Genomic DNA, 15112 nt, shown 5'->3' on the forward strand with positions numbered 1-15112 from the left:
ACACCCTAGTCGTTGTCCTCTGATCCACATTGTCGACAGGAAGCGCATTTCGTTATGGTGATTTTCATACTCCGCCGATTGCTGCAAGCTTGTTTTGTGATGATCATCATCAGCCTAATCAGCTTTGCGATTCAAGACAAACTGGGCGACCCCGTGCAACAAATGGTTGGCATGACAGTGTCTCAACAAGAACGGGATCAACTTCGTAACGAGCTTGGGCTTAATGACAGTTTTCTAAGTCAGTATTGGCGATTTGCTCAAGGTGCAATACAAGGCGATCTTGGCACCTCTTATTACTACAAAGAACCCGCATTGGATGTCATTCTTGACAAGCTGCCCGCTACACTGGAGCTGGCTTTTAGTGCAATATTTATCATTATTATCGTCGCCATACCCTGTGGTGTATGGGCCGCGATTAAACCCAAACATCCCGTCTCCCGACTGATCATGGTGGTGAGCTCAATAGGACTGTCTATTCCCATTTTTATTGTTGCGATTTTACTGGTTTATGTTTTTTCTATTGAGCTAAATCTTGCGCCCAGTTTTGGTCGAGGAGAAACCACAAACATTTTTGGCGTATGGGAAAGTGGTTTTTTTACCAAAGATGGCTTAAGACATCTTTTACTTCCTAGCATGGCCCTTGCCATCGCCTTGATGCCGATTTTCATTCGTCTCATCCGTGCCGAAATGATGGAGGTGTTGCAGTCAGAATACATTAGATTTGCTTGGTCTAAAGGTTTATCGGCTCCCCGCATTTATTTTAAGCACGCATTAAAAAACACCATGCTGCCAGTGATCACAGTAGGCGGTATTCAAGCGGGGACCTTGGTCGCCTACACGATTTTGACTGAAACCATTTTTCAATGGCCAGGAATGGGGTTTTTGTTTATGGATGCGGTGAATCGTGTGGATACACCATTGGTATCGGCCTACCTAATAGTCGTGGGAGGTATCTTTGTGGTCACCAACACCCTAGTAGATTTGATCTACGGCCTGGTTAATCCAACCGTTCGTCTAGCGAGTCATGGACTATGAAGTACCCCAAAAAAGACCTGATTCAGCCTATGTCGGGCAGTCGCTGGCAACACATTTGGTCGGGATTCGTCGGTGACAAACTGGCGGTAATGGCATTAATTATTTTTGCCTTTTACTGCATCGTTGCGCTTTTGGCGCCTTTAGTCGCGCCCTATGACGTCAAAGACCCTGCTTTTATGGATCTTATGAACGCTGAAATTGCCCCTATGTGGATCAGTGGTGATCCACGCTTTTTGTTTGGTACAGACGCCCAAGGCCGTGATCTATTGTCCGTCATTTTATACGGCACTCGGCTGTCACTCACCATTGGTCTTTGTGCGGTATTAATACAAGCCACCTTGGGAATTTGCATCGGGCTAGCCGCGGGCTACTTAGGGGGTCGCATTGATAACTTCCTAATGCGTTGCGCTGACATTCAATTGTCATTTTCTAATATGATGGTCGCCATCGTTTTTCTCGCTATTTTTCAGTCCCTATTTGGCGTTGCCATGTACCAACAACTTGCCATGGTGATGTTGATTTTAGTTATCGGTTTAACCGAATGGCCGCTTTTTGCTCGAACCATTCGAGCTTCTGTATTGGCTGAAAGACAAAAAGAGTACGTGGATGCGGCCAGAGTCATGGGATTAAGCTCAAAACGTATTATGTTTCGACACATATTGCCAAACACGCTTTCTCCAGTCTTGGTCATTTTTACCGTTCAAATTGCCAACGCCATTGTGGCCGAAGCCGCTTTGTCTTTCTTAGGGCTTGGCATGCCCGCCACGGAACCCTCCTTGGGCTCCTTGATTTCTGCAGGGTTCGCTTACATGTTTGCTGGGTCTTGGTGGATTTGCGTGCTTCCTAGCATGACATTGATCATTTTAATTTTAGTGATGAACTTACTGGGTGATTGGCTACGGGATCACCTCAATCCTAGGACGTACAAAGACTAATATGAATTTATTAAGCGTCAGTAACCTACACGTCAACTTCCATATGAAGGAAAGAGAACTCGCGGCTCTGATTGATGTCAGCTTCACTTTAAACCGTGGCGAAAGAATCGCTATCGTGGGCGAATCAGGAGCGGGGAAATCCGTATTGGGGTTTTCCATTGTCAATTTGATTGGCAAACCAGGCTACATTCATTCTGGTTCGATCAAATTAGAAGACAAAGAATTGACCAGCATGAACGCTCGGCAATTACAGGCCATTCGAGGTAAGCGAATTGCGATGATTTTTCAAGATCCCATGATGACACTCAATCCGGTGCTCACCATTGGCGATCAGCTGGTCGAAGCCATCCGCAATCACACGAAAATCTCTTACAAAGACGCCCGCAGCATTGCCATTGAAAAACTGCACCATGTACAGATTGCCTCTCCGGAAAAACGCTTTGATCAGTACCCACACGAGCTATCTGGCGGTATGAGACAAAGGGTCATCATCGCCTCTGTCTTGCTATTAAACCCCGACATCATCATTGCTGACGAACCGACAACAGCGTTAGATGTCACCATTCAAGCCGAAATTTTGCAGCTGCTGCTGGCGATTTGTCGCGACAATGGCGTGGCATTGGTGTTGATCAGTCATGACCTAGGCGTGGTCTCAAAAGTGGCGGAACGCACCTTGGTGATGTACGCAGGTCAAATTGTTGAAGAAGGTCCCACACTGGAAATCATCAATGATCCCCAGCACCCTTATACTCAAGGTTTGTTAAACGCTTTGCCACAAATGACGTTACCCGGTCAGCGTCTCAATCAAATTCAAGGTAGCATGCCCTCGCTGGCAGAACGACCATCAGGATGCGCTTTCCACCCCCGTTGCCCTTACGCCACACAAAAATGCAAACAGCAACAGCCCGACTTTATTTACAGTGGCGTTTCCAGTGTGGCCTGCTTTTTAGTAGAAGACATGCTCAATGAGTTTGCCGATCACGATCAGGAGGCACAGTAATGCCTACGCCTCTTATTCAAATTAGTGGTTTAGAAAAAGCCTTTCCCACCAACGAAAGCTGGCTGGGGCAGTGGCGTTTTCAGCATGGCAAACTAAAAAGACGCAAAGACAGTGTCCATGCACTCAATGGCGTCAACCTTACCATCAACCAAGGTGAAACCTTGTGTGTCGTGGGGGAAACCGGCTGTGGAAAATCCACACTGGCGCGCGTCATCATGGGGTTAACTCAACCGAGTGCGGGGGAAATCCATTATCTGGATCAACGCATTGATCAATTAAACAACCGCCAGCGCATGGTGTTTCGTCGTCGTATGCAAATGGTATTTCAAAACCCTTATGCGTCGTTAAATCCCAGAATGACGGTGTATCAGACACTGAGCGAGCCGATCTCTTTTCACAACCCTCAGCTGTCAACATCGCAAGTCGATGAGCAAATTGATGCCTTGCTTGAATCCGTCGGCATTTCCGCCTCAAGCTCAGACCGATATCCCCATGAATTCTCAGGTGGACAACGCCAACGCATCAGTCTGGCACGGGCATTGTCGGTGGAACCTGACTTCATCGTGGCTGACGAACCCTTGTCAGCGTTAGACGTTTCGGTACAGGCTCAAGTCCTGAATCTTATGATGGATAAGCAAGAAGAGCGCAATCTGAGCTATTTATTTATTACCCATGATCTTGCGGTCGTGGAGCATTTTGCCACTCGCGTCGCCGTTATGTATCTGGGTCGAGTATGTGAACTGGCGCCCACTCGCACTCTGTTTAGTGCGCCAAAACACCCTTACACCAAAGCCTTGCTGTCTGCGATTCCACGCTTAGACACCAATACAGCCCAACCCATACGCCTGATCGGTGAGGTACCAACGCCCATTAACAAACCGGTTGGTTGTGTTTTTCAAGCACGTTGCCCTTATGCGAATCAGCGCTGCTATGAACAATCCCCCGCCATGATGATGCAAGGTGACGCAAGCAGCGTCGCTTGCCATGCGATTGAGGAGGGAAGGCTGTGATTTTCTGGTTAGCATTGCCTCCAATCACTTCATGCCTTAGGGAGCTCTTATGGAAATAAGATGGCTTGAAGATTTTATCGCCCTGGCCAAAACGCGCCATTTTTCTCGTGCTGCCGATGAGCAAAACGTCACACAACCCACGTTTAGCCGCCGTATAAAACTGCTTGAAGAAGAAATGCGTGTCACTCTGATAGACAGAAACACCCTGCCCTTATCCCTCACTCCAGCGGGAGAAGTGTTTTTACAAAGCGCAGAACTGATCACCAGACAACTCAGAGACGCCAAGGAACGCTGCCAAGAAATTCGCAAACAAGAAGAGTCGCAAATACGCTTTGTGACCACACAGACCTTATTCCTTAGCTTTTACAAAGAATCTATTGAGCCTTTTTGCCAAAGCATTGATATGGATTTAGACATCAACATGAAATCCAGCTCATGGCTTGGCATCGACTTTGTTAACGCCTTGGTGGAGCAGCAATGTGACATCATGCTGTGTTACTGGCACCCAGCCATTAATTTTATTCGCGCCTTGGATGACGAACAGTACGAACACCTAGTGATCGCAGAAGAAACCTTGATTCCTTGCAGCGCAACCGACAGCAATGGCGAGCCAAAATACGCCTTACCCGGTGCAAAAAGAAAACCTTTGCCCTACCTTGGCTACTATGAGAACTCGTTTTTACAACCTGTCATTCATCATCACCTACAAAGACAACGGGACGTGCCCCAGCTACAAACACTCTCGGAGAATTACCACTCCGTGAGCATAAAAGCCATGGTAAAAGAAGGCTATGGTATTGGCTGGATACCTAAACGCTTGATGCTGGACACCTTAAACTATGGCAAAGTGGCCTTAGCAGGCCCAGCTAACTGGAATATTCCGTTGGAAATACGCCTCTATCGGTCGCGGTTTAACCAAAACCCCAACATCACACTCTTCTGGGAAAAAATGAAAGCCCAGTTAGAACAAAGCAAGGGGCCGTCATCTTAGAAACGCATTAACGAAAATACACCAATCCAAAATACGAACACGGTTTTTGTCTGTGCCTGTCGCTGTGTATGTATCTCGTCTGAATATTACGTTAAGAACAGTATTTGTGCTGTTTTTCTGTTATTCTTCGCAGCATATTTACTCTATCGAACAGGCCTCTTGTGACCCAATTTCAACACGCACTAAACGCTCTCCTTCCGACGAAACTGACCGCCTTGCTTTCCGACATGGGGTTTACCACGTTTACCCCAATCCAAGAGCAAAGCTTGCCACCCATGATCGACGGCAAAGACATCCTTGCCCAAGCTCAAACCGGCAGTGGTAAAACCATCGCTTTTGCCATAGGCCTCTTACTAAAAATCAATCCGCGATTTTTTGGCGTGCAAGCCCTTGTCATGTGCCCAACGCGCGAATTGGCCGATCAGGTATCAAAAGAAATTCGTAAAATGGCGCGTTTCCAAGACAATATTAAGGTACTCAGCCTATGCGGTGGTATGCCGTTTGGGCCGCAAGTGGGTTCTTTAGAGCATGGCGCGCACATTGTTGTTGGTACACCAGGCCGTTTAATGGAACACCTGCGCAAGGGTACACTTAAACTGAATGCCTTAAATACTCTCGTCCTAGACGAGGCCGATCGCATGTTAGACATGGGGTTTGTGGACAGCATTCGTGAAGTAGTGGAATTGACCCCAAGAAACCGCCAAACATTGATGTTTTCTGCCACCTACGGCGATGGCATTGAAGCCATTAGTACCGAATTTCAAAATAATCCGGTCAGCATCAAGGTAGAAGCCCAAGAAGACCTAAAACCCAACATTGAACAATTCTTTGTGCGCAGCGAAAACAAAGACAAATGCGAAACCTTACTGGCCACCCTGCAACATTTTGCACCACGCCAAGTCATCGTTTTCTGCAACACTAAAGCCGAATCCCAACTGGTCGCAGATTGGTTAGCGGATCATAAAGTCGCTGCCCAAGCCATTCATGGTGACCTTGAACAAAGACAACGTGATCAAGTATTAGTGCGTTTTAGCAACCAAAGCAGCTGCGTTTTAGTGGCCACTGACGTCGCCGCTCGCGGCATCGATGTGAAAGAAGTCGACTTGGTTGTGAACTATGACACCACCCGTGACATTGATGTTCACACGCACCGAATAGGCCGTACTGGCCGTGCTGGCGCCGCGGGTATTGCCGTGAACCTAGTGACTTCAAAAGACGATTACAAGGTGCGCGATATTGAGACCCGCTTCAATACCACAGCGAACTTTATCGAGCTTGAAGAGATTGATCTGCATTATCGTTTAATCCCATCAAAAACCACTATTTCTTTTGATGCAGGTCGTAAAAACAAACTGCGTCCTGGGGACATACTCGGCGCCCTCACCGCTGGCTTAGGATTGGACAAATCCCAAGTGGGCAAAATTGATATTTTTGATTTTCATGCTTATGTATCAGTGGACAACGAGGTCGCTAAAACCGTTGTAAAAGAATTTGAAAACAAAAAAATCAAAGGCAAAAATATCCGAGCGCGCATCTTACGATGAAGAAAAGATCTTAGAATGAAAGAAGCACTTACCTCACCGACAGCCCAAGCTGTCGGTTTTCTATTTGGCCTACTGATCATTAGCCTGAGCACCTTAACGCCTGCCGAGTATTTACCCCCCGCCCCCGGCTCAGACAAGCTGCATCACCTTATTGGTTTTGGTAGCTGGGCCTTGCTCTGCGCCTTTGGTCCAATGAGACGTTTTATTATCATGGCAATACTGATGATAATTTGGGGCGGCATGATAGAAATCATTCAACCTCATATTAATCGATATGGCGAATGGCTCGATTTCATTGCAAACACCTCGGGGGTTTTGCTCGTGGTCTTTGTCAAATGCTTGTTTGAGAGCGCTTTTAAACGCTCAGCTTAGTTCTCTTGATTACGTGGTTTTTTTATTTATAAAAAGAGTTTGCTGAAAGACGAGAAAAGACCTGATAAAGTATGACCGATCGGTCAAATATCGTTTTTCAAACGCGTGTTTTCTAAAAAGCATTGAAAAAGCATAAGAGAGAAAAAATGAGCCATTTAAAAGCTTGGCGTGCCGCCATCGTCCATTGTATTGCTGACCCAAAAGACGTCGGTATTGATGCCGCTTATGAATATTATCAAGATGGGCTCTTAGTCGTTGAAGGCGATACGATTTATGCGCTGGGTGATGCCGCCACATTGATCCCCACTTTACCCAAAGATCTCCCGATAGAGCACCATCCTCATGCGGTGATCACGCCAGGGTTTGTTGATACGCACATTCACTACCCACAAACCGATATGATTGGCTCCTACGGCGAACAATTACTCACCTGGTTGAACACCTACACCTTTCCAGAAGAAAAAAAGTTCAGCGACAAAGCCCATGCCCGCGATGTAGCAGACCGATTTTTAAAAGAACTTTTGCGCAACGGCACCACCACCGCTCTGGTATTTGGTACGGTTCATAAGGTCTCCGTTGAGGCGTTTTTTGAAGCCAGTGAAGTGCATAACTTACGCATGATTTGCGGCAAGGTCATGATGGACCGCAACGCCCCCGATTATCTCACCGATACAGCCGACACCAGCTATCAAGAAAGCAAAGAACTCATCGATACTTGGCATAACAAAGGCCGCTTACATTACGCTATCACACCGCGTTTCGCACCGACCAGCTCGGAACAACAGCTGCAATTAGCCGGCAAATTATTAAGCGAATACCATGATGTGTATATGCACACTCACCTGTCTGAAAACAAAGACGAGTGCGTCTGGGTTCAAGCACTTTTCCCAACAAGCAACAACTATTTAGACGTATATGACCAGCACAAACTGTTAAGCGAGCGCTCGGTATTTGCTCACGGCATTCACCTCTGTGATGACGAATACCACAGGCTGCATGAAACGGGGTCGGCCATTGCGTTTTGCCCAAGCTCCAATTTATTTATCGGTAGCGGCTTATTTAATTTACAAAAAGCTGAAGACCATCAGGTTAACGTCGGTATGGGAACCGACATAGGCGCAGGAACCAGCTTCTCCATGCTGCAAACCATGAGTGATGCTTATAAAGTCATACAGCTGCAGAACCAAAACTTAAACCCTATTAAATCTTTGTACCTGGCCACACTGGGTGGTGCAAAAGCCCTTAGGCTAGACGATAAAATTGGTAATCTCGCGGTGGGCAGTGAAGCAGACTTCGTCATCCTAGACAAAAAAGCCACCCCTCTTCTCACATCACGCTTGGCCTTATCAAAAGGCATCGAAGAGACTCTTTTTGTCTTTATGACCATTGGCGATGACCGAGCCATTAAAGCCACTTACTCGGCAGGCCAGTGCGTACACCAACGCTCATCAGACAATTCATCAGCACAAATTAATTAGCACAAATAAAGTAACACAAATTAAAAAACGGCCATGTCACTTTCTTTAAGTGTGGCCGTTTTTTTATATAATCACTTATGAATTTTTATAGAGCCGACATATCATGAACTCATTACCGACTATTGCCCTTGGGGCTTTTGCCATCATTTTCTTTGGTGCCGCTTTGATTATGGGGCTGATTGTTCTAAAAAAATACCAAGAGCAACAAGCTCGTCATCGTCAATCATCACGCCACTCTGAGAACAATCACAAACAAAATAACGACCACAAACAAAGTAACAACAAGCGCTAAGGGTAAATACGAACAATCCCGCTTTTACCTTCCATATCCCCTAGAATCCACACCTTCTCAAAGGCATGAGGCACGGGGATAGTAATAAGATGCTCCAGCGCTTTAATGTCTGCTTGGCTCCATGCAGGATGCGCATTTCGAATCACTAGCCAAACGCGTTTGGTGTCATATCGTTTACCGGCTTTATTCTCTAGAATCCGATTCAAAGAACACAATAAACGTTCGTCTGCCGGCTCTTCTTTTAGGGCTTGCAACACAGTGCGTGTCACATCACTCAAGTCCCGACCCAAAATCTCCATCGCCTCTTCTTCTGAACCATAAAGATGGGCAATTTCCAAATCTAAACGCTCACCTTCTAACATGCAGGACACATCAGGACGAATGGGATCATTATGCCAAATGTGACGAATGTGCTTACCGGTATTACGCTCATAGCAGCGCATAAAAAGCTTCGCTGCCTGATGCTCAAGCGCAATTTTTTCTTGCTGACTGGAGTGCATATTAAATACCTTTTGGCAGCGCCAAATACGCCATTACGGCGCTGTCACGAACACGAGATCCCGAATGATATTGCTGCGCCCTGAAGTGACGACAAAACTCCACGGCATCACCTTGGGCGTGTAAAAAATCGTTCGGCTTTAATTTGGCTATACTGTCTTGCCATTTCTGTTTCAGATTATCAGGCGGTGGAGGCAAGGCAGACAAAATACGCTCAGCAGCCGAAAATTCAGTCGCCATTGTCATCGCCAACATATCGTCGTTGGCCTCTCCCAACCAACTAATCCCATCAGCTCGAGTGTAAATCAATGGCATAAACGGCGCCAATGCCGGGCAGATATCATTACGATACACCTTCACACCCCAATAAAACTGTGCGACCTGAATAAATTGTTCAAAGCTCGATATGTCTGCAAAACCAGACTCCGCCATAGGCAAGACTTCCACGCGAGGTTTATTGGGATTAACGGTGTCGTTCGACACATCCAAATACCAATTGCCTAACGTCATGGCATTCTGAAAATACACGCCCCTCAGATCTCCCCATATTTTTTTTATCACGGCCCCTTTCTTCATTGCATCTCGTATTAAGGCGAGGCCCGTTCCAGCAATCTGGGGTTGCTGTAACCGAGTTTGCAACTCAACAAAAACAGCATCACGAATTTCTTTGCAGCGACCTAGTGGATAAGTTTTATCACCAAAATAGGGATAACGAGGCACTAGGTCTAAGTCAACGAACAAGCGCAAACTGGCTAAGTCTTTCACCACCGCTTCGACTTGTTCGGGTGTCCAATGTATGTCGATGTTTACTTGCTCATTCATATCATTCGCCTAAAATCCCGACTCTCGTATAAACACCCCATAAAGATAACGCAGGCCATTCATCAAAAAACTGGTTGGTTCAATGGCCAAACTCACCTCCCCAAATTGCTGACGGGTAAGGGGTGTTTTTCCCTGAAAAATCAAATGCACTTCATACGTTGCCGATGTCGGAATCAAGTCGTCTTCTAATTTTTGTGTTGCGATCGATCCTCCATAGGTAGACGCAAGGCCTGGGTAAGGAAGACGCTTCAAGGCGGTAGGAACCACTTTTTCAAGCAGCAAACTGGCCTCTAAGGGTTTGCCATCATTCCCCATAAAGGAAGCAGGCACCCCTTCTTTTAAAGAAGAAATAAATCGGCTATCAACATAGGCTTTAACAACGAGACTTTCATCATCGTATAACGTCGCCAACGCAGTGCGTTCATTCACATAGTTCCCCGATGACAAGGACAACCATTCACCCACATAGCCATCATAGGGCGCTTTTATCGCCAATTTTTCTCGTCGTTCAAGTAAGGACGCTAACCGTGACTGCTCTCTCGATAACTGTGTTTGTAAGCTAGACAAAGACAACAAGTCTCCCGCACCAGCACCGGCTCGCTGCCAACGTGTTTGCAAGGCATTGAGTTGTGTCTGGGTTAAGATAATCTGCTGCTCCACTTCAGACGATTCCAACAAAATCAACAACTGCCCCTGTTGGACTTTTTGATTTGGTGTCACCTGCCAAGACACAACACGACTGGCTTCACTAGGGTAAAGTGTTTGGTGACGCTCAAAAGTGGCGACCGCTGGAACGCTAATATGGCTTTTCCATGGCACCACAAACACCACTAAGCCAAGAATACACACTAAAAGAGTAAAGGTGCTCGTACGGTTAAAAGACATTTTTTTTCTCAAACTAATCCACACCTTTATTTCTTTAAAAACAGGCAATAGTACAAACCAAACAATTTCCACCACAAAAAGTACAATGCCCAATAATTTAAAAGCAAAGTAGTACACTAACAAAGCAATTCCTAAAAATAAGAAAAAACGATATATCCAGGTACACCAAGCATAAGTCACCATGAGCGCACATTTTTTACGATTAAGGGGCTCAGGTGGCAAAAAACCAAAACCAAACAAGCGCTCACGCAAAAACCACTTTCCCACTAAAAAAGAACGCGGTTGTAGGTTTTCCATACCCAAAAAATCTGACAAGGCGTAATAACCATCAAACCTCATAAAGGGGCTGATATTAATCAGCAAAGAAGATATCCAACTGGTCGTAGCGACAAAGAACAACACGCCTCTCAGGGCGCCATCAGGCATAATCCCCCATAAAAAAGTCGCCACACAAGCAATGTAAATTTCTACTTTCACTCCAGCAGTCACAATACTTAAACGCTGAAACCGTGAACGTAGACGCCACGCATCTGTGGTATCTGTGTACAAAATCGGCGTCATCAATAAAAACGCCACTCCCATGGAACTAACCCGGCAACCATAACGCTTAGCCACCAAAGCGTGCCCTAATTCATGGGCCGTTTTTACCAACATCAACGCCAATATGTAGTAGACAATCGCGGATAAATTAAACAAATCCTGAAAAGTATGGGTAAAGGTTTCCCATTGCCTAAGCACCATGACCAACCCAGCGCCACCCAAACCTAACGCCACTCTATCTAAGCGCCACTTAAACAGCACCTTGGTTAAAGGATAAATCCGCGTCAAAAATAAATCGGGGCGAACAAGGGGGATTTTGATAAACAAATAATTATGCAGCAACCAAAGTAAAACATGCTTTTTTTGTTTATTGACCTCGCCTTTTAGCCGCGCTAAATCTGTTTCAGTGCGCGCTTCTAAAAGGTGATTCGCCTCCAAAAACCGTAGGAACCACTCTAGCTCTTCCGTGCCAACATCTATTCCTCTTTGCTCAAGTCGAGACAACAGATCCACGTCCTGATGAACATGACGCCACTCCCTAAAAATGTAAAACGCGCTTCGAGACAAATAGAAAAATTTGTTACTGAGTGGGTCAAAGATTTGCCAACGTGGCTCACCGTCTTCATCGGGCGGCGCCGTCAGCAGAGAGAGATTTTGGCGTAGTTTAGGCAGTGGCTTTGGCTCAGCTTGGGCAGACATTACACACCCAAATATTGACGAATAAAGGTGATTGGCCGACGAAAAAGGTAATACGCCAAAGAGACTTCCTCACCATACAACTTAGCCGTACCACGCAACCCAATCCTTGGCGGAGCGCCTTCTCCCTGCCTGTCCGCAACAATCCGATAAGCAACGATCTGATCGGGCGTTAAACTGGGTTCAAAAGACGAATAATTCACTGAAAAAGCCAGAGGGTTCAAGGGATCAATATCAAGATACAGGGTGACTTCATTACCATAATCCAAAGAAATAGCGTCGGTAACTGGCAGCTGAATTTCCAATTGTACCTTAGCGGGGTCAGCGATCGATAAAATACGTTCCCCTACCACAACAGGGCGTCCTTTCCACTTTTCTGGATCATCAAGTACAACCACACCGGATTGGCTCGCCGAAATCTGAGTCTGATCTAATTTGGTTTTCAAGAAGTCCCGTTCAATCATTTTAAGCGCAACTTGAGATTCCAGCTCTGCCAACTCCGCTTTTTTACGACGATCAACATACCCGGCTTGCTCCGTGGTTCTGAGTTCCGCCTGAGCGCGTTCTAATTCTCGCTGTGCCACATCATAACGACCTTGAAACTCGGTCTTATCCATTAGAACAACAGGCTGGCCAACCGCAACGAATTCACCGGGTTTGACTAAAACGTCACGAACTGCCCCCGCGATAGCAGACGTCACCAACAAAGAATCTTTGGCAATAATCTCTGCTGGCGCCAACACCGTCAATCGCACTGGCACAAAGCCCAGCAAAATAGCGGACATCAGCAAAGCCAAGCGAACACGTCGAGAAGCCAGACGACCTCGCCATACACGCCACCCAGAGCGCTGAACAAATACTTGTAACGCGTGGGCGTAACTGGATGCCAAATGTTGTAATAAACCGATTTCTCTTTCTGTCCATGGCTGAGACTTCGCTAGCCACAACACGCCCACTCTTTGATTGGGCTTAGAAGGTATAAATAACGGTAACCAAAGCATATAAGGCGCAGAGAAATCATTTAAATCATTCAGTAGAGACACTGGCAGGTGCTTGGTCTCTATTGTATGCGCCTTTGTTGCCTGCTCTGAGGCACTCACAAAAACAGACAAGGCCTCCAACCAAGCACCGAATGGCGTGGCTCGGTCAACCAAGGCAATATCGCTCACGGCAGATAATTTCAAACGATCTAATTCCGTTCCAACAAGATAAGCCGCTTGCTGATGAGGAACCAAATCTCTTGTCCTATTTACCATGACAAAAGCAAGGTCTGTTGCCGTTTCACAACAACGGACCTGTTGCTCTATTTGCAGAAGCTGGGCAACCGCTTGATCTGACATAACTTAGGACACCAACAACTTCATTAATCCATTTCCATAATCATCAAACTGCTCTGACGCGGCGGTTAATTGTTCATCTAATGACTTAAATACCGCCTCATTGACCGTTACCGAATCCGTAGCGACTGGCGGCGTTTCAGACACTGAAGAAAGATCTACCTCAATCTCTAGAATACGAGTATTTCCGTCGGCATCCACTGCGTTAATTTTCAGCGTGATCGTTTCTTCCCCTTGCGGTGGCGTCATAGTCACTTCACCCGTTGTTGGGTTCACCGCCACCCAATCTGGCAATTGAGTGCCATCTGCCAAGGTACCGCTGTATCGCGCCACCGTTGAGGTATCCGCGATGGTAATCGACACTCGCTCCCCTTGTGGGACAATGGTTGCGACCGTTAAACCAGTGAAATTGCTCGACACACCACTCGCTTCAGATACCTGAACCTGTCCATCGGCGCCGACATTCACAGCCACTCTGGATTCAGACACCACGACCGTATTTACACCGGTAGCTTGTCCTGCATTAGGTGCATTGTTTACTGGCGCTTCAGCCACTGGCTGAGCCTGACTGACGCCAGCCGATGCTGTCACCTCAGTAAAGCCCCTTGAGCCTCCAGACGTTTCAACAACACCTGTCGGCAAAGCATTAGACGGGGTCACGATATCCGGCGCCGTAAAACCTGTATTTTGAGTGGGTACGTTTCGCGTTGCTTCAACCGGTGAACTAGCAGATGCTGGAGCTGGCGCAGGGTTCAAGGTCAATGTAACAGGTACTCTAACCTGAGCACCATCGGTATCAGTAGCGACAACTTGCAGTGTATTAACACCCTCAAAACCACCCTGAGGTGTTCCAGAAATAGTTCGCGTTGCAGCGTTAAATGCCAAACCTGTTGGCAGGTTCTCGACACTCCATACCAACTGATCATTGGCATCACGATCGCTAAATAAATTTGCCGGCAAGGTAACAGGAGTAAATATTTGCCCTGACGTACCAGACATATTCGCCACCGTACCAGAAACAATCGGTGCGTCGTTGGCGCCAGTGATATTAAACACAGCCGTGGTCGTTCCTGTGGCACTACCATCCGTTATCTGAATCGTAAAGCTATCTGTAACAGATTGACCATTGGTCAAACTTTGCGTACTAGTCGCATTATTGTTCAGAACGTAGCGGATAACGTCTGTAGACGTCGTTATAGTCGCAGTACCATAAGTCCCCGTTCTGGAATAAGTTTGTCCATTGTCAGTAGTTGTCCAACCGTTATTTATTAAAAACACCGCATCGTAACCAACAACACCGACTGTATCGACATCACTCTTAGTTAGCGTTATGGTCGCACTATTTGTACCAGCATCGGAATTATTGACACCGCCGGCTTCCACAAGCGTCGCTGTCGCTGCATCTGCACTCACCGTTGGAGCATTGTCGTTCAGGTCATTGACGCTGACCGTTACCGCTTGTGTCGTACTTAAACTGCCCGAGTTAAAGTTACCCGCGCCATTGTCTGTGGCCACCACATTGAAGCTGTAGCTGGCCTTGGTTTCATAATCCGCAGAGGCTTTTAGCGTCACCACACCTGTTGTCGCGTTGATGTTTAACAAGGAAGCATCGTCCCCAGACAAACTGTAACGTAAGGTATTGTTCGCCGCGGTGCCATCAGCATCAGTCCCTGTGGC

Annotated in this window: 14 protein-coding genes; 9 read left to right on the forward strand and 5 right to left on the reverse strand. The window is 46.7% G+C overall.

Translation table 11 applies throughout. The annotated features are described in order from the left end of the window. Positions 1-54 precede the first annotated feature (54 nt). The 9 genes from EBI00_RS15475 to EBI00_RS15515 all read left to right on the forward strand — a co-directional run bounded on the left by EBI00_RS15475 (position 55) and on the right by EBI00_RS15515 (position 8657). Positions 55-1035, forward strand: coding sequence for an ABC transporter permease (locus EBI00_RS15475; RefSeq protein WP_123096837.1), 981 nt, complete (start codon positions 55-57; stop codon positions 1033-1035). Beyond that, positions 1032-1970: an ABC transporter permease gene (locus EBI00_RS15480; protein ID WP_123096838.1), complete on the forward strand. Its 939-nt coding sequence runs from the start codon at positions 1032-1034 to the stop codon at positions 1968-1970. Before EBI00_RS15475 ends, EBI00_RS15480 begins: the two co-directional genes overlap by 4 nt. Position 1971: 1 nt before the next feature. Next, positions 1972-2970, forward strand: a complete 999-nt coding sequence (locus EBI00_RS15485) for an ABC transporter ATP-binding protein (protein ID WP_123096839.1) — start codon at positions 1972-1974, stop codon at positions 2968-2970. Continuing rightward, a complete protein-coding gene (locus tag EBI00_RS15490) occupies positions 2970-3980 on the forward strand; it encodes an ABC transporter ATP-binding protein (RefSeq protein WP_123096840.1) in 1011 nt (336 codons plus the stop codon). Before EBI00_RS15485 ends, EBI00_RS15490 begins: the two co-directional genes overlap by 1 nt. A gap of 49 nt (positions 3981-4029) precedes the next feature. Beyond that, entirely contained in the window at positions 4030-4971 is a 942-nt protein-coding gene (locus EBI00_RS15495) for a LysR family transcriptional regulator (protein WP_123096841.1), read from the forward strand. A gap of 161 nt (positions 4972-5132) precedes the next feature. Further along, a complete protein-coding gene (dbpA, locus tag EBI00_RS15500; RefSeq protein WP_123096842.1) occupies positions 5133-6515 on the forward strand; it encodes an ATP-dependent RNA helicase DbpA in 1383 nt (460 codons plus the stop codon). A 15-nt stretch (positions 6516-6530) separates the two neighbouring features. Beyond that, entirely contained in the window at positions 6531-6887 is a 357-nt protein-coding gene (locus EBI00_RS15505; protein WP_123096843.1) for a VanZ family protein, read from the forward strand. A 146-nt stretch (positions 6888-7033) separates the two neighbouring features. After that, complete coding sequence (gene guaD / locus EBI00_RS15510) at positions 7034-8365, forward strand: guanine deaminase (RefSeq protein WP_123096844.1); 1332 nt, start codon at positions 7034-7036, stop codon at positions 8363-8365. A 103-nt stretch (positions 8366-8468) separates the two neighbouring features. After that, positions 8469-8657, forward strand: coding sequence for a hypothetical protein (locus tag EBI00_RS15515; protein WP_123096845.1), 189 nt, complete (start codon positions 8469-8471; stop codon positions 8655-8657). Here EBI00_RS15515 and EBI00_RS15520 read toward each other — a convergent pair. From EBI00_RS15520 to EBI00_RS15540, 5 genes are all read right to left on the reverse strand, one after another. Further along, positions 8654-9157, reverse strand: a complete 504-nt coding sequence (locus EBI00_RS15520) for a hypothetical protein (protein WP_123096846.1) — start codon at positions 9155-9157, stop codon at positions 8654-8656. The two genes, EBI00_RS15515 and EBI00_RS15520, sit on opposite strands and share 4 nt — an antisense overlap. Before the next feature lies 1 nt (position 9158). Next, positions 9159-9977 carry a hypothetical protein gene (locus EBI00_RS15525; RefSeq protein WP_123096847.1) on the reverse strand — a complete coding sequence of 273 codons (819 nt, stop codon included), beginning with the start codon at positions 9975-9977 and terminating at the stop codon, positions 9159-9161. A 9-nt stretch (positions 9978-9986) separates the two neighbouring features. Beyond that, a complete protein-coding gene (locus EBI00_RS15530) occupies positions 9987-12101 on the reverse strand; it encodes a site-2 protease family protein (RefSeq protein ID WP_123096848.1) in 2115 nt (704 codons plus the stop codon). Next, positions 12101-13438, reverse strand: coding sequence for an efflux RND transporter periplasmic adaptor subunit (locus EBI00_RS15535; protein ID WP_123096849.1), 1338 nt, complete (start codon positions 13436-13438; stop codon positions 12101-12103). The genes EBI00_RS15530 and EBI00_RS15535 overlap by 1 nt, the downstream gene beginning before the upstream one ends. Positions 13439-13441: 3 nt before the next feature. Further along, a partial coding sequence (locus EBI00_RS15540) for a putative Ig domain-containing protein (RefSeq protein WP_148039082.1) occupies positions 13442-15112 on the reverse strand: 1671 nt, incomplete at its 5' end.

The organism is Marinomonas hwangdonensis (assembly GCF_003721245.1).
GTDB classification, from domain to species: Bacteria; Pseudomonadota; Gammaproteobacteria; order Pseudomonadales; family Marinomonadaceae; genus Marinomonas; species Marinomonas hwangdonensis.